Genomic DNA, 19,476 nt, shown 5'->3' on the forward strand with positions numbered 1-19,476 from the left:
GTGCTGCTGGGGGGGGGGGGGGGGCCCCCGGGGGCGCCCCGCGCCCGGACCTTGCGGCCGGGTAGGGCGTCAGGCTTGCGGCGCGGCGAGCTTCTGCTCGAGTTCCGCGACGCGCTTTTCGAGTTCCTCGAGGCGCACGCGGGTGCGGGCGAGCACCTGTGCCTGCGTGTCGAATTCCTCGCGCGTGACGAGATCGAGTTTCGAGAAGCCTTGCGACAGCATGGCCTTCACGTTGCGCTCGACGTCCTTGGCCGGCGAGTTTTTCAGCAGATCGCTGACGCGCGACTGCAGATCGTTGAAAACGTCGCTGGGTTGCTTCATGTGATTCCCCTTCCTTGCACAAAAAATGTGCATCTTCAGTTGCGTACGTGCCCATGATGCACGCATGACCGGAAATGGTGCGCCCGGGGCGCGAATTCCGGGCATGGCGCCCGCATGGGTGAATGCCCCGGCGATCCGGGACGTGCGTGCACTCTAGCAACGATCCTTTCGCCGCGCCAGCAAACCGGGCCATGTTGGCCATTCGGCCGGGCTTCCGCACCTTACATCACGGGATGCGACCCCTTGATGAAGCCCTTTGAAACGGTGCTCGAACCGACATGGCATGCGAGTTGCTGAGGAGAGTCCGTTACAACATTCCAACCAATTCGACGGGACAACCCAGCGAGAGGACTTCATGAAACTCATTACCGCAATCATCAAGCCGTTCAAGCTCGATGAGACGCGCGAGGCGCTGTCGGCCCTCGGCGTCTCGGGCATCACGGTCACGGAGGTGAAAGGGTTCGGGCGCCAGAAGGGGCATACCGAGCTGTACCGCGGCGCCGAATACGTGGTCGATTTCCTGCCGAAGATGAAGATCGAGGCCGCCGTGTCCGACGATCTCGTCGACCAGGCGGTGGAGGCGATCGAGCGGGCCGCGCGCACCGGCAAGATCGGCGACGGCAAGATCTTCGTCACGGCGATCGAACAGGTGATCCGGATTCGCACCGGGGAGACCGGCGCAGACGCGCTGTAACAGAACAGACAAGACAAGCGACAAGAGGAAACCCAAGATGCGCAAACTTCTGATGTCCCTGCTGATGGCTGGCTCGCTGATCGCGGCCGGCGTCGGCTCCGCGCTCGCCGACGACGCGGCGTCCGCCGCGGCTGCGTCCGCGCCCGCCGCAACGGCTTCCGACGCGTCGGCTGCCGCCGCGCCGGCCGCTTCGGCGCCGGCTGCCACCGACGCCTCCGCCACGGCCGCTGCCGCCGCACCGGCCTCGGGCGCCACCGATGCGTCGGCCGCCGCTGCCGCATCGGCACCGGCCGCGCCCGCCGCGCCGACCGCACCGTTCTCCGTCGATTCGTCGAAGATCAGCGCGGGCGACACCGCGTGGATGCTGACCTCCACCGCGCTCGTGCTGTTCATGACGATCCCGGGCCTCGCGCTGTTCTACGCGGGCATGGTCCGCAAGAAGAACGTGCTGGCGACGGTGATGCAGAGCTTCGCGATCACCGCGGTGATCACGGTGCTTTGGACGGTGATCGGCTACAGCCTCGCGTTCACGCCGGGCAACGGCTTCATCGGCGGCCTGTCGCGCGCGTTCCTGCACGGGATGAACTACATCCACGGCGACAAGGCGACGACGCTGACCGTCAGCCACCTCGCGCCGACGATTCCGGAATCGGTCTACTTCGTCTACCAGATGACGTTCGCGATCATCACGCCGGCGCTGATCTGCGGCGCGTTCGCCGACCGCATGAAGTTCTCGGCGATGCTCGTGTTCATGACGCTCTGGTCGCTGATCGTCTATGTGCCGATCGCGCACATGGTGTGGGAGCCGACCGGCTGGCTGTCGTCGGACGGCGTGCTCGACTTCGCGGGCGGCACGGTGGTGCACATCAACGCCGGTATCGCGGGCCTCGTGTCGTGCCTGATGCTCGGCAAGCGCGTCGGCTTCGGCCGCGAATCGATGGCGCCGCACAACCTCGTGCTGACGATGATCGGCGGCTCGATGCTGTGGGTCGGCTGGTTCGGCTTCAACGCGGGTTCGGCGGTTGCCGCCGACGGCCGTGCCGGCTTCGCGATGCTGACGACGCAAGTCGCGACGGCCTGCGCGGCGCTCGGCTGGATGTTTGCCGAGTGGATCTCGCACGGCAAGCCGTCGGTGCTCGGCATCGTGTCGGGTGCGGTCGCGGGTCTCGTCGCGATCACGCCGGCGGCCGGCTTCGTCGGCGTGACGGGTGCGCTTGCGATCGGTATCGCCGCAGGTGTCGTGTGCTTCTGGTCGGCCACGTGGCTCAAGTCGAAGCTCGGCTATGACGATTCGCTCGACGCGTTCGGCGTGCACGGCGTGGGCGGGATTCTCGGCGCGTTGCTGACGGGCGTGTTCGCGGTGAAGGACATCGGCGGCGCCGACGGCAGCCTGCTGCTGCAGGCCAAGGGCGTGCTGATCACGCTGGTCTACAGCGGCGTGCTGAGCTTCGTGCTGCTGAAGCTGATCGACCTGACGATCGGCCTGCGCGTGTCGGAAGAGGAAGAGCGCGAAGGCCTCGACGTGGTCCTGCACGGCGAGCATGTCGAATAAGTCACAAGAATGACCGGCGGGCCGCCGCGACGACGGCGCCCGCGATGAATGAGCGCAGCGACTTCGGCCCGCCCCACCCGGCGGGCTTTTTTTCTCCTGTCACCCGCTGCCGTAGCGCATAACCCTTCGCGCTATCGGGTCAATAGCCGAAAACTTCCTCCAAACCCTTGCGAAGCCGGGAACAATCCCCAAATGGGCAGGGCAATTGCTCTACAATCTTCATTCTCCCGCTCGCGAGTGATTCATGGTTCCCCACCTCGTTACCGCGTTGAACGGTCCACTGCTCGAACTCGAGCAGAAGATCCTCGACGCGACGCCTGCGATCGAACGCTGGTTCAGGCTCGAATGGCAGGAACATACCCCGCCGTTCTATTGTTCGGTGGACCTGCGCAATGCCGGCTTCAAGCTGGCGCCCGTCGACGCGAACCTGTTTCCCGGCGCATTCAACAATCTGCCGTCCGAAGTGCTGCCGCTCGCCGTGCAGGCCGCGATGGCCGCAATCGAGAAGATCTGCCCGGACGCGAAGAATCTGCTCGTGATTCCCGAGCTGCCGACCCGCAACGCGTTCTACCTCGAAAACGTCGCGCGCCTCGCGACGATCATGCGCCAGGCCGGCCTGAACGTGCGCTTCGGGTCGCTCGACCCGAGCATCACCGACATGACGCCGATCACGCTGGCCGACGGCCAGAAGATCGTGCTCGAACCGCTCGAGCGTTCGCAGCGCCGCCTCGGCCTGAAGAATTTCGATCCGTGCTCGATCCTGCTGAACAACGACCTGTCGGCCGGCATCCCGGGCGTGCTGGAAAACCTGCACGAGCAGTACCTGCTGCCGCCGCTGCATGCGGGCTGGGCCGTGCGCCGCAAGTCGACGCACTTCTCGTGCTACGACGACGTCGCGAAGAAGTTCGCGAAGATGGTCGGCGTCGATCCGTGGATGGTGAATCCGTATTTCGCGCACGTGGAAGGGGTCGACTGGCAGGCGCATGAAGGCGAGCAGGCGCTCGCCGACGCGATCGACGGCGTGCTGAAGAAGATCGCGCGCAAGTATCGCGAATACGGGATCAGCGAGAAGCCGTACGTCGTCGTGAAGGCCGACGCGGGCACGGCGGGGCGCGGCGTGATGACCGTGCACGACGCGGCCGAGATCGGCCGCATGTCGAAAGCCGAGCGCGCGCAGATGGCCGAGTCGAAGGCCGGCCTCGCGGTGCGCGACGTGATCGTGCAGGAAGGCGTGTATACGTTCGAGCGCGTCGGCGACGAAGTCGCGGAGCCCGTCGTGTACATGATCGACCGCTACGTGGTCGGCGGCTTCTACCGTACGCACGCCGGCCGCGAGCGCGACCAGAACCTGAACGCGCCCGGCATGCACTACGTGCCGCTCGGCTTCGAGCACACCGCGCTGCCTGATGCGGGCGCGAAGCCGGGTGCCGCGCCGCCGAACCGTTTCTACATGTACGGCGTCGTCGCGCGGCTGTCGCTGATCGCGTCGTCGATCGAACTGGAAAAGACCGATCCCGAAGCCATCCAGGTGTAACGGACCTTCGCCAAGTACAGGACCTCATGGACATTCTCTTTATCGCCGACCCGCTCGAGCGCTTCAAGATCTACAAGGATTCGACCTACGCGATGATGGCGGAGGCCGCGCGGCGCGGGCATGCGATCTACGCGTGCGAGCCGCGCCACCTTGCGTGGACGGGTTCGGCCGTCGAGGCCGACGTGCGGCGCGTCACGTTCGTCGGCGAGCTGGACGACCTGCATCGCGACACCTGGTTCGAAGAAGGGCCCGTCGACGCGCGCCGCCTCGAATCGTTCGGCGCGGTGCTGATGCGCAAGGATCCGCCGTTCGACATGGAATACGTGACGTCGACCTGGCTGCTTGAGCTGGCCGAACGCGCCGGCGCGCGCGTGTTCAACAAGGCGCAGTCGATCCGCGACCATTCGGAGAAGCTCGCGATCGGCGAGTTTCCGCAGTTCGTCGCGCCGACGCTCGTCACGCGCGACGCGAAACGGCTGCGCGCGTTCCACGCCGAGCACGGCGACGTGATCCTGAAGCCGCTCGACGGGATGGGCGGGATGGGCGTGTTCCGCGTGAAGCCGGACGGCATGAACCTCGGTTCGATCATCGAGATGCTGAGCCACGACGGCACGCGTTCGGTGATGGCGCAGAAATTCATCCCCGAGATCAAGGCAGGCGACAAGCGCATCCTGCTGATCGGCGGCGAGCCGGTGCCGTTTTCGCTCGCACGGATTCCGCAGGGCAGCGAGGTGCGCGGCAATCTCGCGGCGGGCGGGCTCGGTGTCGCGCAGCCGCTGACGGCGCGCGATCGCGAGATCGCCGAAACGCTTGGGCCCGTGCTCGCGGCACGCGGGCTGCTGCTGGTCGGCCTCGATGCGATCGGCGACTGGCTGACCGAGGTGAACGTCACGAGTCCGACGTGTTTCCGCGAGATCATGGAGCAAACCGGCTTCGACGTCGCCGCGATGTTCATCGACGCGCTGGAGCGTGCGGCCGCGTAGGCCGTCTCCCGCGCAACCCCGGCGGCGGCCGCGCAGGTCCCCCGTCGCCGGAGCCGTTCGACCGGCCTGCTACAATGCCCGCTTGCCCGGTGCCGCGATCGCGCACCGAAGGCCCGGCGGTCGGGCCGATACTGTTGCAAGGCTGATCATGAAACGTTTCCCACACTCGCTACGCTCATTGCCCCGCTGCGGGGTGTCGGCCCGCCAGGGGCGGCCGGGAGCGATCTGACATGGCCGGGATTCTGATCATCGCGCACGCCCCGCTCGCCACCGCGCTGCGGGACTGCATCGCGCACATCTACGGCGGCGTGCCCGCACGCATCGGTTGTATCGACGTGATGGCGGACAGCGATCCGACCCAGGTGATGGCGTTCGCGCACGCGGAACTCGCGCGGCTCAGGGAAGAGAACGGCGTGGTCGTGCTGACCGACATGTACGGCGCGACGCCTGCGAACATTGCGGGCCAGCTCGCGAAGCTCGACAACGTGCGCGTGCTCGCGGGCGTGAACTTGCCGATGCTCGTGCGGGTCGTCTGCTACCGCACCGTGCCGCTCGACAAGCTGGTGGACAAGGCGCTGTCCGGCGGCGCGAAGGGCGTCCACGAGGTGTCGGCCGGCACGCCGCCGCCGCCGACGGAAACCGGCTGCGGCCAGTGCGCGCCGATTCCGCCCGAACCGCAGCCGCGCACCGAGTCGCACTGATTTCCCGTTTTCCGTTTTAGACAGCACCGCCGACGCGCGCCGCCGGCGGCCCCGACCGACCCGACCGAGAATCATGCTTCAACAAGAAACCACCATCGTCAATAAATTGGGGCTCCATGCGCGCGCATCGGCCAAGCTTACGCAACTGGCCGGCAACTTCCAGTCGGAAGTCTGGATGACACGCAACGGGCGCAAGATCAATGCGAAGAGCATCATGGGCGTGATGATGCTGGCGGCCGGCATCGGCAGCACCGTGACGATCGAGACCGAAGGGTCCGACGAGCAGGAAGCGATGGACTCGCTGCTGAAACTGATCGCCGACAAGTTCGGCGAAGGCCAGTGATCGCCACGCGGGATCGTTGCCGTTTCCAGCCAGAATGCCGCGGATTCCGCGGCATTTTTTTCGTCGGAAGCATTGATGCGGAATGCGCAATGCTGCGGTGCATGCAGTCAGCGGGGAGTCGCGGAATTTATAATCGCTAACCGGGGTCATAAGCGCATCGCAGCAGTGTGCCGCGGCTTTACTTGTACAGAGGAGGTGCGCGTGTCCTTCACGCTGCATGGCATTCCCGTCTCACGTGGTATCGCGATCGGGCGAGCGTATCTGATCGCGCCGGCGGCGCTCGACGTCGCCCATTACCTGGTCGAGGCAAACCTGATCGATGCGGAGGTCGAGCGCTTCCGCACGGCGCTCGAGGTCGTGCATCACGAACTCGAAGCGCTGCGCGCCGATCTGACCGACGACACGCCGAGCGAAGTCGGCGCATTCATCGACGTGCACGCGATGATCCTGAGCGACGAGATGCTCGTACAGGAAACCATCGACCTGATCCGCACGCGCCGCTACAACGTCGAGTGGGCGCTGACCGAGCAGCTCGAGCTGCTCACGCGCCACTTCGACGACATCGAGGACGAATACCTGCGCGAGCGCAAGGCCGACATCGAGCAGGTGGTCGAGCGCGTGCTGAAGGCGCTCGCCGGCGCGCCGTCCGCGTCGCAGGCACTGGACCGCGCGGCCAAGAACGGCACGAACGAGATGATCGTCGTCGCGCACGACATCGCGCCGGCCGACATGATGCAGTTCAAGTCGCAGTCGTTCCAGGCGTTCGTCACCGACCTCGGCGGGCGCACGTCGCACACGGCGATCGTCGCGCGCAGCCTCGGCATACCGGCCGCGGTCGGCGTGCAGCATGCGAGCGCGCTGATCCGCCAGGACGACCTGATCATCGTCGACGGCGACCAGGGCATCGTGATCGTCGATCCGGCGCCGATCGTCCTCGAGGAATATTCGTACCGGCAGTCCGAGAAGTTGCTGGAGCAACGCAAGCTGCAGCGTCTGAAATTCTCGCCGACGCAAACGTTATGCGGCACCAAGATCGAGCTGTACGCGAACATCGAGCTGCCCGACGATGCGAAGGCGGCCGTCGACGCCGGCGCGGTCGGCGTCGGGCTGTTCCGTTCCGAGTTCCTGTTCATGCATCAGAAGGAGATGCCGGAGGAGGAGGAGCAGTTCGCCGCATACAAGCGGGCCGTTGAGTGGATGAAAGGCATGCCGGTGACGATCCGCACGATCGACGTCGGCGCTGACAAGCCGCTCGAGGCGCTCGACGAAGGCTACGAGACGGCACCGAACCCCGCGCTCGGCCTGCGCGCGATTCGCTGGAGCCTGTCCGAGCCGCAGATGTTCCTCACGCAGTTGCGTGCGATCCTGCGCGCGTCCGCGTTCGGCCAGGTGAAGATCCTGATCCCGATGCTCGCGCACGCGCAGGAGATCGACCAGACGCTCGACCTGATCCGCGAGGCGAAGCGCCAGCTCGACGACGCGGGGCTCGCGTACGATCCGAACGTGCGGATCGGCGCGATGATCGAGATTCCGGCCGCGGCGATCGCGTTGCCGCTGTTCCTGAAGCGCTTCGATTTCCTGTCGATCGGCACGAACGACCTGATCCAGTACACGCTCGCGATCGACCGCGCCGATAACGCGGTCGCGCACCTGTACGACCCGCTGCATCCGGCCGTGCTGCACCTGATCGCCTATACGTTGCGCGAAGCGAAGCGCGCGGGCGTGTCGGTGTCGGTATGCGGGGAGATGGCCGGCGATCCGGCGCTCACGCGCCTGTTGCTCGGGATGGGGCTCACCGAGTTCTCGATGCACCCGAGTCAGCTGCTGGTCGTGAAGCAGGAGATCCTGCGCGCACACCTGAAGGCGCTCGAGAAGCCGACGGCCGACGTGCTGGCCGCGTTCGAGCCGGAGGAAGTGCAGGCGGCGCTGCAGCGCCTGTCGGTTGCCGAACCGCGTGCGGACGCGGCTGCTTAGGCGTTCCCGCCGCCGCTAACTGTAGCGGAGTGTCACGCATGCGCCGTCCGGCGCATGCCCGTCGCGCGTCAGTGCCGGCCCCCGCACACGGGGCAGTCGGCCTGGCGCGCGATTTTCATCGTCGTCCATTCCATCCGCAGCGAATCGAGCATCATCAGCCGCCCGTTGAGCGTCTTGCCGATTTCGCCGATCACGCGCAGTGCCTCGGCGGCCTGCATCGCGCCAATGATCCCGACCGTCGGCGCGAACACGCCCATCGTCGCGCACGCGACTTCCTCGAACGGCTGGTCTTCCGGGAACACGCACGCATAGCAGGGCGCGGACGGGTCGCGGAAATCGAACGTGCTGATCTGGCCGTCGAAGCGCAGCGCGGCGCCCGACACGAGCGGCACGCCGTGCGCGACGCACGCGCGGTTGATCGCGTGTCGCGTCGCGAAGTTGTCGGTGCAGTCGAGCACGACGGTCGCGCGCGGCACGTGCGCGTCGAGCCACGCGTCGTCGACGCGCTCGGCGATCGCGTGTACCTTCACCTCGGGGTTCAGCTGCGCGAGCGCGTCGCGCCCCGATTCGACCTTGCTGCGGCCGACCGATGCCGTCACGTGCAGGATCTGCCGCTGCAGGTTCGTCAGGTCGACCGTATCGGCGTCGACGAGCGTGATCGTGCCGACGCCCGATGCCGCGAGATACATCGCGGCGGGCGAGCCGAGACCACCCGCACCGACGACGATCGCGTGCGCATCGAGAAAGCGCTGCTGCGCCTCGATGCCGATTTCGTCGACGAGGATGTGACGGGAGTAGCGAAGGAGTTGATCGTCGTTCATGGGGAGTCGTGGGCGAGGCGGCGGACGTGTCGTTATTTTAGGCGCGCATGAAAAACGGGCCATCGCGGTCTTCCCGCGATGGCCCGTCGGATGCCGGCCGGCGCTTACTGCGGCGCCGACGCGGGCTTCGGTGCGGCCGCCGGCTTCACGCTTGCCGATGCCTTCGAGCCCGCCGCAGCCTTGCCGGCCGGGCTCTTCGCGCTCTCGGCGAGCAGCGACTTCGATTCCTGGACCGGCTTGCCTTCGAGCTTGTTGAGCGCCTGCTGCATCATGAAGTCGTCGGCGCTGCCGAACTCGATCGGCTTGCGATCGCGATCCTTCTGGCGCTGCTCCGGCGTCTTCTTGTCGTTCTGCTCTTCGAGGATGCGCAGCTGATCCATCCGGCGCTGCTCGCGGTCTTCCTGTTCCTTCTTCTCGTTCGGATCCTGCGTGTTCGCGAGGTGGTTCGAGTAGTCGACTTCGCGCGTCACGAGCACGTCGTCCGGATCGCCGTCCGCGTACTGATCGACCGGCACGTCCGGCGTGATGCCCTTGTTCTGGATCGAACGGCCGCTCGGCGTGTAGTAGTACGCGGTGGTCAGGCGCAGCGCGGTGTCGGCCGTCATCGGGCGAACCGTCTGCACCGAACCCTTGCCGAACGTCGTCTTGCCCATGATCTGCGCGCGCTTCGAATCCTGCAGCGCGCCGGCGACGATCTCCGACGCGGACGCCGAATAGGCGTTCGTCAGCACGATCATCGGGACGGTCTTGAAGACCGGCGGCAGGTTCTTCAGCGGATCGCCATCGAAGGACGGCAGGCGATAGTTGTCGTAGGTATCGCGGTAGACCTGCTTCGAATCGGCGATCTGGCCGTTGGTCGACACGACGACGGAGTCGGGCGGCAGGAACGCGCCGGCCACGCCGACCGCGCTCTGCAGCAGGCCGCCGCCGTTGTTGCGCAGGTCGAGGACGAGGCCCTTCAGGTTCGGCTGCTGGCGCGCGATGTCCTGCAGCTTCTGGGCGAGATCGGGCGTCGTGCGCTCCTGGAAGCTCGTGATGCGGACATACGCGTAGCCCGGATCGAGGATCTTCATCTTCACGCTCTGGACCTTGATGATCGCGCGCGTGACGGTGACCGGGAACGTGCGGTCGTCGCTCTTGCGGAAGATCGTCAGCGTGACCTTGGTGCCCGGCTCGCCGCGCATCTGCTTCACGGCCTTGTCGAGCGTCATGCCGCGCACCGGCTTGTCGTTGATGCGCGTGATCAGGTCGCCCGGACGGATGCCGGCGCGGAACGCGGGCGTATCTTCGATCGGCGAGATCACCTTGACGAGACCGTCTTCCTGCGAGATCTCGATGCCGAGACCCGCGAAGCGGCCCTTCGTCTGCTCCTGCAGCTCGTCATAGTCGGTCTTGTCGAGGAACGACGAGTGCGGGTCGAGGCTCGACACCATGCCCTTGATCGCGGCCGTCAGCAGCTTCTTGTCGTCGACCGGTTCGACGTACTCGCGCTTGATCTGTCCGAAGACTTCCGCGAACAGGCGGAGCTGGTCGAGGGGAAGCGGCGCCGTGGCGGTCTGCTCGGCCGATGCGGAAACCTGCAGCGTGGCGAACACGCCCGTGGCGAGGCCCGCGGCAATCAGGCCGATGTTCTTCAATTTCATTCGCATAGAGATCTGGTGCGGTCGGGAAGCGCGTGGCGGTAGCGGGGATGATGTAGCGGACAAGTATAACTGTTCGTCCGATAACTCAGTGGAACGGCGCGAAAAGCGTCGAAAAGGGCGCCGGGGCCACCCGGCGGGGCACCGCCGGATGCGCTGCGGGTTCGAAAGCGGATTCGACCACGCCGGGGGCGCGAAGGTTCGCGCGGTGCGCCGGGCAAGGGGCGGAGCCGGGGCCGGGCATGCCGCGCCGGACGCGGCTCACCCGGCCGACGGGCGTCAGCCCGCCTTGCCTTGCTTCGCGACGGCGGCCTGCGCCTGCGCGATTGCGTCCTGGTCGCCGAGGTAATAGTGCTTGATCGGCTTCAGGTTCTCGTCGAGTTCATACACGAGCGGCACGCCGTTCGGGATGTTCAGGCCGACGATGTCGCTGTCCGAGATGCCGTCGAGGTACTTGATCAGCGCGCGCAGCGAGTTGCCGTGCGCGGCGATCAGCACCTGCTTGCCGGCGCGGACTGCCGGCGCGATCGACTCGTTCCACAGCGGCAGCACGCGCGCGACCGTATCCTTCAGGCATTCGGTGAGCGGCAGTTGCTCGCGCGGCACCTTCGCATAGCGCGGGTCGTTGAACGGCGCGCGTTCGTCGGTCGGCTCGAGCGCGGGCGGCGGCGTGTCGTAGCTGCGGCGCCACACGAGCACCTGGTCGTCGCCGAACTTCGCGGCCGTTTCGGCCTTGTTCAGGCCCGACAGCGCGCCGTAGTGGCGCTCGTTCAGGCGCCACGAGTGGACGACCGGCAGGTACATGAGGTCCATCTTGTCCTGCACGTGCCACAGCGTGCGGATCGCGCGCTTGAGGACGGACGTGTACGCGATGTCGAACGTGTAGCCGGCCTCCTTGAGCAATTCGCCGGCCTGGTAGGCCTCGTTGCGACCCTGTTCGGTCAGGTCGACGTCGACCCAGCCGGTGAAGCGGTTTTCCTTGTTCCACGTCGATTCGCCGTGGCGGATGAGAACGAGTTTGTACATGGATCTTGCGGTCGGTAGTGAAGGAAGCTGTGGCGCATCGAGCAGGACCCGACCCGGGCCCGCCATCGCGCAAGACGGTTATTTTATAATGGCGGGATTGTCCTCATCCGATTTCTCTTTTTCCGGCGGAATTCCGTGACGTTCTTTACCGATTACACCAACCTGGCCCTTATCGCGATCCTGGTGGTATCCGGCGGCCTGCTGGCCTGGCCCGCGCTGCGCCGCGGCCGCGGCGGCTTGTCGGCCGCAGAGGCGACGCAACTCATCAACCGCCGCAATGCGGTCGTGATCGACGTGCGCGCCGCGTCCGATTTCGCTGCCGGCCACCTGCCGTCGGCACGTCAGGTCGCGGCGGGCGAGATCGGCACGAAGATCGCGCAGGTCGCGAAGAACAAGAGCACGCCGGTGCTGCTCGTCTGCCAGAACGGCCAGCAGTCGCAGAAGGCGGCGCGCGAGGTCGAGGCGGCGGGTTACGCCGAGGTGCACGTGCTCGAGGGCGGCGTGGCCGCCTGGCAGCAGGCCGGGATGCCGGTCGTCAAACAAGGAGTGGCGAAGTGAACAAGGTTTTGATGTACAGCACGCAGGTGTGTCCGTATTGCATCCAGGCCGAGCGCCTGCTGAAGCTGCGCGGTGTCGAGCAGATCGAGAAGGTGCTGATCGACCGCGATCCGGCCCGCCGCGACGAAATGATGACGCGCACGGGGCGCCGCACGGTGCCGCAGATCTATATCGGCGACACGCACGTCGGCGGTTACGACGATCTGTCGAAGCTCGACCGCGAAGGCGGGCTCGTATCGCTTCTGCAAGCGGCCTGAATAGGGCAGAATGGCCGCCGGCCGCGCTGCGGCTTGAGCGCGCAGGATAAATTCCGTGGCGGCCGGCGTGAAGCCGGGCCGCTCCGTCACCACTTTTAGGGAAACACCATGTCCGACGTCGAAAACCAACCGTTCTTCAACATCCAGCGCGTCTACCTGAAGGATATGTCGCTCGAGCAGCCGAATTCGCCGGCGATCTTCCTCGAGCAGGACATGCCGTCGGTTGAAGTCGAAGTCGACGTCAAGGCCGACCGCCTCGCGGAAAGCGTGTTCGAAGTCGTCGTGTCGGGCACCGTCACCGCGAAGGTGAAGGACAAGGTCGCGTTCCTGATCGAAGCGAAGCAGGCCGGCATTTTCGACATCCGCAACATTCCGGACGAACAGCTCGACCCGCTCGTCGGCATCGCATGCCCGACGATCCTGTTCCCGTACCTGCGTTCGAACATCGCCGACGCGATCACGCGCGCGGGCTTCCCGCCGATCCATCTGGCGGAAATCAACTTCCAGGCGCTGTACGAACAGCGCCTCGCGCAGCTTCAGCAGCAGGCCGGTGCCGCAGCAGGCGCACCGAACGGCACGACGCTGAACTGACGTTTCACTCGGAGGACCGGTGCTGGGTATGAAAGTAGCCGTTCTCGGCGCCGGTGCCTGGGGCACCGCGCTCGCGGGCCATCTGGCCGCGCGGCACGATACGCTTCTGTGGGCGCGCGACGCCGCGCTCATCGCCGGGCTGCAGGCCCGGCACGAAAATTCCCGCTATCTGGACGGCATCGCGCTGCCTGACGCATTGCGCTACGACGCCGATCTCGGCGCCGCGCTCGCGCATGGCGCCGCGGACGACGCACTGTGCGTGATCGCCGCGCCCGTGGCCGGGCTGCGCACGCTGTGTCACGCAATGCGCGACGCAGGCTGCGTGCCCGCGCACGTCGTCTGGGTCTGCAAGGGCTTCGAGGCCGACACGCATCTGCTGCCGCATCAGGTGATCGCGGCCGAGCTGCCCGAACAGCACAGCAACGGCGTGCTGTCGGGGCCGAGCTTCGCGCGCGAGGTCGGGCAGTCGCTGCCCGTCGCGCTGACGGTGGCGAGCGCGTCCGCCGAATGCCGCGAGCGCACGCTCGCCGCGTTCCATCACGGCGCGATGCGGATCTATACGGGCGACGACGTGGTCGGCGTCGAGGTCGGTGGCGCGGTGAAGAACGTGCTCGCGATCGCGACCGGCATCGCCGACGGCCTCGGTCTCGGGCTGAACGCGCGCGCCGCGCTGATTACGCGCGGGCTCGCCGAAATGTCGCGGCTCGGCGTCGCGCTCGGCGGCCGCGCGGAAACCTTCACGGGCCTCACGGGCCTCGGCGACCTGATCCTCACCGCAACGGGCGACCTGTCGCGCAACCGCACGGTCGGCCTGCAACTGGCGGCCGGCCGCACGCTGAACGATATCCTCGGCGCGCTTGGCCACGTGGCCGAAGGCGTGCGCTGCGCGCAGGCCGTGCTGGCCATCGCGCGCGCGCAGTCGATCGAAATGCCGATCACCGAAGCCGTGTGCGGCGTGCTGTTCGACGGCATCGCGCCGCGCGACGCCGTCAGCGGCCTGCTGCGGCGCGACGCGCGCGCCGAGTAACGCGGCCCGGCGCCGCCTGGCGCCGTGTTTGCGTCGGGCGCGCGGTGTCAAAGCGCGCTACGCTTGAACAGTCTCCGGCATTCCGGGAGGTTGTCATGCTGCAGATCCATTCCACCACGCTCGATGCGCAGGTCGTCGACATCACGACGCTTGATGTCGACGCGATCGTCAACGCCGCGAACGGCTCGCTGCTCGGCGGAGGCGGCGTCGACGGCGCGATCCACCGCGCGGCCGGCCCCGGCCTGCTCGCCGAATGCCGCACGCTCGGCGGCTGCGAGACGGGCGACGCCAAGCTCACGCGCGGCCACGGGCTGCCGGCGCGCTACGTGATCCATGCGGTCGGGCCCGTGTGGCATGGCGGCGGGCGCGGCGAGGCCGAGCTGCTCGCGTCGTGCTACCGGCGCGCGATCGAGCTGGCCGAGGAGGTCGCGGCAACGTCGATCGCGTTCCCGGCAATCAGTTGCGGCATCTATCGCTATCCGGCCGAAGAAGCCGTCGAGATCGCGGTCGGCACCGTCGCCGAAATGCTGCCGCAGGCGCCGAACCTCGCACGCGTGGTGTTCGCGTGCTTTTCCCCCGACATCTACGACCTGTATCGCGCGCGGCTCGCGCGGACGTAACGCGTCCCGCGGCGCGGGATGCGCCGCGCAAGCGTCATGCGCCGCCTTCGAAGCCAGCCTGGCGCCATGCCTCGAACACGACCACCGCGACCGTGTTCGACAGGTTCAGGCTGCGGTTGTCCGGCCGCATCGGCAGGCGCACGCGCTGTTCGTTCGGGAAGCGCTCGAGCAGCTCGGCAGGCAGGCCGCGCGTTTCCGAGCCGAACACGAACCAGTCGCCGGGCAGGAACGCATGATCGTGGAAGCGGCCCGAGCCGCGCGTCGTGAACGCGAACATCCGCGCGGGATCAGGCGTTTCCGCCGTGACGAACGCATCCCAGTCGCGGTGCACGCGCATCTGCGCGTACTCGTGATAGTCGAGGCCCGCGCGGCGCATGCGCGCATCGTCGAGCGGGAAGCCGAGCGGCTCGATCAGGTGCAGGCGCGCGCCCGTGTTGGCACACAGGCGGATCACATTGCCGGTGTTCGGCGGAATTTCGGGAGCGACGAGGACGACGTTGAACATGTTTCGGTTTGGCTGGGCCGGCCGGGGCGGCGCGACGCGTGCGCGTTCCCGGCTGGCCGGTTCATGACGGCCGCCGCCGTATCCGGGCGGCTGGCCTCTCTATCTAATTAGTCCCTGGCGGTGCGCAGCGCAACCAGATTCGTCACGCGCGCGGCGCCCGCCGCCTTTAGCGCCTGCGCGGCGGCCGCGAGCGTCGCGCCGGACGTCATCACGTCGTCGACGAGCGCGACGTGGCGGCCGGCGACGCTACCCGCCACCGCGAATGCCGCCATCACGTTGTCGCGCCGTGCGTGCCGGTCGAGCCGCGACTGCGGCGCGGTGTCGGCGACGCGCGCGAGCAGCGCCGCATCCGCGCGCACGCCGAGCTGCCGCGCGAGCGGACGCGCGATCGCCCACGCCTGGTTGTAGCCGCGCGCGACGAGCCGCCGGTGCGACAGTGGCACGGGTGCCACCAGGTCGAAGCCGCTGGCGCCGGGCGACTCGTCGATCAAGCGGGCGAGCCGCGCCGCGAATTCGGTACCGAGCGCGAGTTGCCGGTGAAACTTCAGGCCGCGCGCGAGCCCGTCGAGCGGCGCGCGGTAATCCGCCAGCGCGAGCGTCGCATCGAACGGCGGCGGCGCCGCGCGGCACGCGTCGCAACGGTACGCGGCTGTGCGGCCGGCACCGCCGCGCGCGCCGCGGGGCGGATGCGAACGAGGGTGCCCGATGCCCAGCGGCAGCGCGCAGACGTCGCAGCGCAGCCGCGCTTCGTTCCAGTACGCGGCGTCGCAAGCGCCGCAAATCACGGCGTGTGACAAATTGCCGCACAGTGCGCAGCGATTGGGTAGCGCGACCGCGGCAACGCGCGCTGCCAGCGTGCGAACCTGCGACAAAGCGACGCGCATCGTGCGTCGGGCGGAACGGCGGATCATCGCAACACTCCTGACACCCCGCCTCAATGAAGCCTGCGGGGCGAGCGAGTATACTTCGGGCTCTTCGCCAGTGTGCCCGACATGTCCCCAGCTTCGACTTCAACCGGCCGTCCGGCCAATGACGCAAGGCGCCTGCGGCGGATCTTCGACCGCCGTGCCGCCACGTTCGATGCGGTCGCGTTCCTGCCGCGCGAGATCGCGCAGCGCATGAACGAGCGCCTCGAATACATCAAGGTAAGCCCCGCAGCCGTGCTGGACGCGGGTTGCGGCCCGGGCGACGACCTGCCGGCGCTGCGCGCGCGCTTTCCGGAGGCGCCTGTATTCGGCGTCGACCTGTCCGGCGCGATGCTCGCGCGAGCGGGGCAGCGCGAGGTCGAGCAGACGAACTGGCGCCGCTGGCTGCCGGCCTCGCTCGGCCGTGCACTGGGCCAGCGCGGCCCGCGCGTCGCGCAGGCCGATTTCGCCGCGCTGCCGTTCCCCGGCGGCGCGTTCGACCTGATCTGGTCGAATCTCGCGCTCCACTGGCATTCGCGCCCGGACGCGGTGCTGCCCGAATGGCAGCGCGTGTTGCGCGTCAACGGGCTGCTGATGTTCAGCACGCTCGGCCCCGATACCCTGCGCGAACTGCGCGCGGCCTGCGCGGACGCCGAAGCGGCGCTCGGCATGGCGCCGCCCGCCGCGCGCGTGATCGATTTCGTCGACATGCACGACCTCGGCGACATGCTCGTCGAGAGCGGCTTCGAGATTCCCGTGATGGATCAGGAAGTGCTGACCGTCACCTACAAAACCCCCGACTCCCTGCTGGCCGACGTGCGCCGCTGGGGGGCCTATCCGTTCGACCGCGAGGCGCCGCAGCGCGCGACGCGGCGCTTTCGCGCGGCGCTCGGCGACGCGCTGGAGGCCCGCCGGCGCGCGGACGGCACGATTCCGCTGACGTTCGAAGTGATCTACGGCCACGCATGGAAGGCCGTGCCGCGCACGACCGCCGAAGGGCACGGGATCGTGCGCATCGAAGACATCGGAAAGGGGCGTCCGAAGAATCGGTAAAGCGGTAAAGAGGGGTTTTGTTATGTCTGAAATTAGCGGCGCAAAGCGGGGTCGAATTGGCGCCTGAAATGGCCGAAAAGCTTGTCGCGCTTGGCTCGCGGGCCGATAGTCGCTTGCTTGTGGATGCCATTGAACCCGCCTATAATGCGTCAGCTTGTCGTCCCGGGGTCCCCGCAATACGGGGCGACGAGTCCGATGCAGGCATGCATCGCATGCCATTCGCGTGAGGCGGCGATGGAAGCAGCGAGGGTTTTGGCGGAGACGACGAACGGCGAGCCGGTCCTCGAAGACTGGCTCATGAAACGCAATTGTTCGGTGTCGCCGCGCCAGTTCGTGCTGTTTTACGCGTCGCTCGCGGGTTTCTCGCTGGTGATCGCGACATTGCTGATGTGGCAAGGGGCTTGGCTCGTCATGCCCTTCACCGGAATCGAGTTGCTGGCTGTGGGTGTCGCATTTGCGATCTATGCTCGCCATGCGGTCGATTACGAGCGCATCAGGCTGTATCCGCACCGGCTCGTGATCGAGCGGATGGATGCGGAGCGGCTCACGCAGATCGAATTCAACCCGCGCTGGGTGCGGGTCGAGCCGGGTGCGACGCCACGCGATCCGATTCGGCTGGTATCGCGCGGGCAGACCGTCGTAATCGGGCAGCATCTCGCGCAGTACAAGCGCGCGCAGTTCGCCGACGAACTGCGCGTGTCGCTCAGGCGCTGCGGCTGACGAGGCGCGGGCACCGGCGGATATGGCCGGCGGCTTGCGACGGGGGAGGGTTTGAATGGAAATTTTGGGTAAGGATGCTATGAAAACAATCAAGCGAGCCCTCACGGGCGTGCTGGCATGCAGCGGATTGCTCTTTGCCGGTGCCGCCCTGGCGGTCGGTGATAGCCCGGGCGGCCCCCGCGTCAACGAGATCAACTTTCAGCCGCCTGTCACGAAGATCGCCGAGGAGCTCTACGATCTCCACACGATGATGCTCATCCTGTGTACGGTGATCTTCGTCGGCGTGTTCGGCGTGATGTTCTATTCGATCTTCGCGCACCGCAAATCCAAGGGCCACAAGGCCGCCAATTTCCATGAAAGCACGACCGTCGAGATCATCTGGACGATCGTGCCGTTCGTCATCGTCGTGCTGATGGCGCTGCCGGCGACGAAGGCCGTCGTCGCAATGAAGGACACGACGAACGCCGATCTCACGATCAAGGTCACCGGCTACCAGTGGAAGTGGGGCTACGACTACGTGAAGGGCCCGGGCGAGGGCATCGGCTTCCTGTCGACGCTCAGCACCCCGCGTGACGAAGTGATGGGCAAGAAGCCGATCACCGACACGTACCTGCAGGAAGTCGACAACCCGCTCGTCGTGCCGGTCAACAAGAAGATCCGCATCATCACGACCGCGAACGACGTCGTCCACTCGTGGTACGTGCCCGCGTTCGGCGTGAAGCAGGATGCGATCCCCGGCTTCGTGCGCGACACGTGGTTCAAGGCCGACAAGGTCGGTACGTTCCGCGGTTTCTGTACCGAGCTGTGCGGCAAGGAACACGCGTACATGCCGGTCGTCGTCGAAGTCCTGTCGGAAGACGACTACGCGAAGTGGGTTACCGCGCAGAAGGCCAAGCTGGCCAGCGCCGCAGTCGATCCGAACAAGGTCTACACGATGGCTGAACTCGTCGCGCACGGCGAGGACGTCTACAAGGCGAACTGCGCAGCCTGCCACCAGGTGAGCGGCAAGGGCCTCGGCGCGTTCCCGGCGATGGACGGCAGCCCGATCGTGAACGGCCCGATCGCCGGCCACGTCGAGCGCGTGCTGCACGGCAAGGGCGCGATGCCGTCGTGGGCATCGCTGTCGGATCTCGACATCGCGTCGGTGATCACGTACGAACGTAATTCGTGGGGCAACCACAAGAACGACCTGCTGCAGCCGAAGCAAGTGGCCGACGCGCGTAACGGCAAGATGCCGGAAGACGCGGCGGGCGCAGCGGCACCGGCCGAAGCAGCGCCGGCGCAAGCCGCGTCGGGCGCAGCCGAGCAGCCGGCGGCAGCGTCGGCTTCGGCCGCCCTGTCGACGATCTACTTCGAGACGGGCAAGAGCGTGCTGCCGGCCGACGCGAAAGCGGCGATCGCCACCGCGGCCGACTATGCGAAGGCACATCCGGACGCGAAGCTCGCGCTGTCGGGCTTTACCGACAAGTCGGGCTCGGCCGACGCAAACGCCGAACTGGCGAAGCATCGCGCACAAGCCGTGCGCGATGCGCTGAAGGCAGCAGGCGTGGCGGAAGACCACATTATTCTCAAAAAGCCGGAAACGATCACGGGCGGGGCTGACGCGAAGGAAGCCCGGCGTGTCGAGATCGGCCCGGCGGCTTGACGTGTC

21 protein-coding genes are annotated in these 19,476 nt (G+C 67.0%); 15 read left to right on the forward strand and 6 right to left on the reverse strand.

Annotation, left to right across the window (positions count from 1 at the left end; genetic code table 11):
- Positions 1-69: 69 nt before the first annotated feature.
- Positions 70-321 (reverse strand): accessory factor UbiK family protein, encoded by a 252-nt coding sequence (locus LGN19_RS18305; protein WP_006489451.1) that lies wholly within the window; start codon positions 319-321, stop codon positions 70-72.
- A 355-nt stretch (positions 322-676) separates the two neighbouring features.
- Here LGN19_RS18305 and LGN19_RS18310 point away from each other — a divergent pair, with 355 nt between their 5' ends.
- The 7 genes from LGN19_RS18310 to ptsP all read left to right on the forward strand — a co-directional run bounded on the left by LGN19_RS18310 (position 677) and on the right by ptsP (position 8,102).
- The gene (locus LGN19_RS18310; protein ID WP_027789049.1) at positions 677-1,015 is read left to right on the forward strand and encodes a P-II family nitrogen regulator; all 339 of its coding nucleotides are present in this window, start codon (positions 677-679) and stop codon (positions 1,013-1,015) included.
- A 37-nt stretch (positions 1,016-1,052) separates the two neighbouring features.
- Entirely contained in the window at positions 1,053-2,567 is a 1,515-nt protein-coding gene (locus tag LGN19_RS18315; RefSeq protein ID WP_175221606.1) for an ammonium transporter, read from the forward strand.
- 244 nt (positions 2,568-2,811) lie between these two features.
- Positions 2,812-4,101 carry a glutamate--cysteine ligase gene (gshA, locus tag LGN19_RS18320; protein ID WP_043187192.1) on the forward strand — a complete coding sequence of 430 codons (1,290 nt, stop codon included), beginning with the start codon at positions 2,812-2,814 and terminating at the stop codon, positions 4,099-4,101.
- A gap of 26 nt (positions 4,102-4,127) precedes the next feature.
- Positions 4,128-5,084: a glutathione synthase gene (gshB, locus tag LGN19_RS18325; protein ID WP_175034800.1), complete on the forward strand. Its 957-nt coding sequence runs from the start codon at positions 4,128-4,130 to the stop codon at positions 5,082-5,084.
- 230 nt (positions 5,085-5,314) lie between these two features.
- A complete protein-coding gene (locus tag LGN19_RS18330; protein WP_043187196.1) occupies positions 5,315-5,785 on the forward strand; it encodes a PTS sugar transporter subunit IIA in 471 nt (156 codons plus the stop codon).
- 73 nt (positions 5,786-5,858) lie between these two features.
- The gene (locus LGN19_RS18335) at positions 5,859-6,128 is read left to right on the forward strand and encodes an HPr family phosphocarrier protein (RefSeq protein WP_226216471.1); all 270 of its coding nucleotides are present in this window, start codon (positions 5,859-5,861) and stop codon (positions 6,126-6,128) included.
- 201 nt (positions 6,129-6,329) lie between these two features.
- On the forward strand, positions 6,330-8,102 hold the full coding sequence (gene ptsP, locus LGN19_RS18340) for a phosphoenolpyruvate--protein phosphotransferase (protein ID WP_122946773.1): 1,773 nt from the start codon (positions 6,330-6,332) through the stop codon (positions 8,100-8,102).
- 68 nt (positions 8,103-8,170) lie between these two features.
- Here the strand turns inward: ptsP and LGN19_RS18345 are convergent, their stop codons facing one another.
- From LGN19_RS18345 to gpmA, 3 genes are all read right to left on the reverse strand, one after another.
- Positions 8,171-8,923, reverse strand: coding sequence for a HesA/MoeB/ThiF family protein (locus LGN19_RS18345; RefSeq protein WP_174955710.1), 753 nt, complete (start codon positions 8,921-8,923; stop codon positions 8,171-8,173).
- A gap of 104 nt (positions 8,924-9,027) precedes the next feature.
- The gene (locus LGN19_RS18350) at positions 9,028-10,572 is read right to left on the reverse strand and encodes a S41 family peptidase (protein WP_122946335.1); all 1,545 of its coding nucleotides are present in this window, start codon (positions 10,570-10,572) and stop codon (positions 9,028-9,030) included.
- 270 nt (positions 10,573-10,842) lie between these two features.
- On the reverse strand, positions 10,843-11,589 hold the full coding sequence (gene gpmA / locus LGN19_RS18355; protein WP_027789056.1) for a 2,3-diphosphoglycerate-dependent phosphoglycerate mutase: 747 nt from the start codon (positions 11,587-11,589) through the stop codon (positions 10,843-10,845).
- Between the two features lie 135 nt (positions 11,590-11,724).
- Between gpmA and LGN19_RS18360 the strand changes: the two genes are divergently transcribed.
- The 5 genes from LGN19_RS18360 to LGN19_RS18380 all read left to right on the forward strand — a co-directional run bounded on the left by LGN19_RS18360 (position 11,725) and on the right by LGN19_RS18380 (position 14,642).
- Complete coding sequence (locus LGN19_RS18360; RefSeq protein WP_011353287.1) at positions 11,725-12,147, forward strand: rhodanese-like domain-containing protein; 423 nt, start codon at positions 11,725-11,727, stop codon at positions 12,145-12,147.
- The gene (grxC, locus tag LGN19_RS18365) at positions 12,144-12,404 is read left to right on the forward strand and encodes a glutaredoxin 3 (protein ID WP_122946334.1); all 261 of its coding nucleotides are present in this window, start codon (positions 12,144-12,146) and stop codon (positions 12,402-12,404) included. Before LGN19_RS18360 ends, grxC begins: the two co-directional genes overlap by 4 nt.
- A 108-nt stretch (positions 12,405-12,512) precedes the next feature.
- Positions 12,513-12,995, forward strand: a complete 483-nt coding sequence (gene secB / locus LGN19_RS18370; protein WP_011353285.1) for a protein-export chaperone SecB — start codon at positions 12,513-12,515, stop codon at positions 12,993-12,995.
- 28 nt (positions 12,996-13,023) lie between these two features.
- Positions 13,024-14,022, forward strand: coding sequence for an NAD(P)H-dependent glycerol-3-phosphate dehydrogenase (locus LGN19_RS18375; protein ID WP_122946333.1), 999 nt, complete (start codon positions 13,024-13,026; stop codon positions 14,020-14,022).
- A gap of 95 nt (positions 14,023-14,117) precedes the next feature.
- The gene (locus tag LGN19_RS18380) at positions 14,118-14,642 is read left to right on the forward strand and encodes an O-acetyl-ADP-ribose deacetylase (RefSeq protein WP_043187212.1); all 525 of its coding nucleotides are present in this window, start codon (positions 14,118-14,120) and stop codon (positions 14,640-14,642) included.
- A 34-nt stretch (positions 14,643-14,676) separates the two neighbouring features.
- Here the strand turns inward: LGN19_RS18380 and trmL are convergent, their stop codons facing one another.
- Positions 14,677-15,147, reverse strand: coding sequence for a tRNA (uridine(34)/cytosine(34)/5-carboxymethylaminomethyluridine(34)-2'-O)-methyltransferase TrmL (gene trmL, locus LGN19_RS18385; RefSeq protein ID WP_089451320.1), 471 nt, complete (start codon positions 15,145-15,147; stop codon positions 14,677-14,679).
- A 107-nt stretch (positions 15,148-15,254) separates the two neighbouring features.
- Positions 15,255-16,058 (reverse strand): ComF family protein, encoded by an 804-nt coding sequence (locus LGN19_RS18390; protein ID WP_226216473.1) that lies wholly within the window; start codon positions 16,056-16,058, stop codon positions 15,255-15,257.
- An 81-nt stretch (positions 16,059-16,139) separates the two neighbouring features.
- On the opposite strand from LGN19_RS18390, the gene LGN19_RS18395 reads away from it, so the two are divergent.
- The 3 genes from LGN19_RS18395 to coxB all read left to right on the forward strand — a co-directional run bounded on the left by LGN19_RS18395 (position 16,140) and on the right by coxB (position 19,470).
- Positions 16,140-17,105 carry a methyltransferase domain-containing protein gene (locus LGN19_RS18395; RefSeq protein ID WP_174955704.1) on the forward strand — a complete coding sequence of 322 codons (966 nt, stop codon included), beginning with the start codon at positions 16,140-16,142 and terminating at the stop codon, positions 17,103-17,105.
- A 195-nt stretch (positions 17,106-17,300) separates the two neighbouring features.
- Positions 17,301-17,825: a DUF2244 domain-containing protein gene (locus LGN19_RS18400; protein WP_011353279.1), complete on the forward strand. Its 525-nt coding sequence runs from the start codon at positions 17,301-17,303 to the stop codon at positions 17,823-17,825.
- A 55-nt stretch (positions 17,826-17,880) separates the two neighbouring features.
- Positions 17,881-19,470, forward strand: a complete 1,590-nt coding sequence (gene coxB / locus LGN19_RS18405) for a cytochrome c oxidase subunit II (RefSeq protein ID WP_226216475.1) — start codon at positions 17,881-17,883, stop codon at positions 19,468-19,470.
- Positions 19,471-19,476: the final 6 nt, after the last annotated feature.

The organism is Burkholderia sp. AU30198 (genome assembly GCF_020419825.1).
Lineage (GTDB): Bacteria > Pseudomonadota > Gammaproteobacteria > Burkholderiales > Burkholderiaceae > Burkholderia.

Coding starts and splice junctions, on each gene's coding strand:
- LGN19_RS18310 (WP_027789049.1), top strand. CDS start 677: ATGAAACTCATTACCGCAATCATCAAGCCGTTCAAGCTCGATGAGACG.
- secB (WP_011353285.1), top strand. CDS start 12,513: ATGTCCGACGTCGAAAACCAACCGTTCTTCAACATCCAGCGCGTCTAC.
- coxB (WP_226216475.1), top strand. CDS start 17,881: ATGGAAATTTTGGGTAAGGATGCTATGAAAACAATCAAGCGAGCCCTC.
- LGN19_RS18395 (WP_174955704.1), top strand. CDS start 16,140: ATGTCCCCAGCTTCGACTTCAACCGGCCGTCCGGCCAATGACGCAAGG.
- gpmA (WP_027789056.1), bottom strand. CDS start 11,589: ATGTACAAACTCGTTCTCATCCGCCACGGCGAATCGACGTGGAACAAG.
- LGN19_RS18335 (WP_226216471.1), top strand. CDS start 5,859: ATGCTTCAACAAGAAACCACCATCGTCAATAAATTGGGGCTCCATGCG.
- LGN19_RS18345 (WP_174955710.1), bottom strand. CDS start 8,923: ATGAACGACGATCAACTCCTTCGCTACTCCCGTCACATCCTCGTCGAC.
- LGN19_RS18400 (WP_011353279.1), top strand. CDS start 17,301: ATGCAGGCATGCATCGCATGCCATTCGCGTGAGGCGGCGATGGAAGCA.
- LGN19_RS18330 (WP_043187196.1), top strand. CDS start 5,315: ATGGCCGGGATTCTGATCATCGCGCACGCCCCGCTCGCCACCGCGCTG.
- LGN19_RS18375 (WP_122946333.1), top strand. CDS start 13,024: ATGAAAGTAGCCGTTCTCGGCGCCGGTGCCTGGGGCACCGCGCTCGCG.
- trmL (WP_089451320.1), bottom strand. CDS start 15,147: ATGTTCAACGTCGTCCTCGTCGCTCCCGAAATTCCGCCGAACACCGGC.
- LGN19_RS18305 (WP_006489451.1), bottom strand. CDS start 321: ATGAAGCAACCCAGCGACGTTTTCAACGATCTGCAGTCGCGCGTCAGC.
- LGN19_RS18390 (WP_226216473.1), bottom strand. CDS start 16,058: ATGATCCGCCGTTCCGCCCGACGCACGATGCGCGTCGCTTTGTCGCAG.
- LGN19_RS18350 (WP_122946335.1), bottom strand. CDS start 10,572: ATGCGAATGAAATTGAAGAACATCGGCCTGATTGCCGCGGGCCTCGCC.
- LGN19_RS18315 (WP_175221606.1), top strand. CDS start 1,053: ATGCGCAAACTTCTGATGTCCCTGCTGATGGCTGGCTCGCTGATCGCG.
- LGN19_RS18380 (WP_043187212.1), top strand. CDS start 14,118: ATGCTGCAGATCCATTCCACCACGCTCGATGCGCAGGTCGTCGACATC.
- gshB (WP_175034800.1), top strand. CDS start 4,128: ATGGACATTCTCTTTATCGCCGACCCGCTCGAGCGCTTCAAGATCTAC.
- gshA (WP_043187192.1), top strand. CDS start 2,812: ATGGTTCCCCACCTCGTTACCGCGTTGAACGGTCCACTGCTCGAACTC.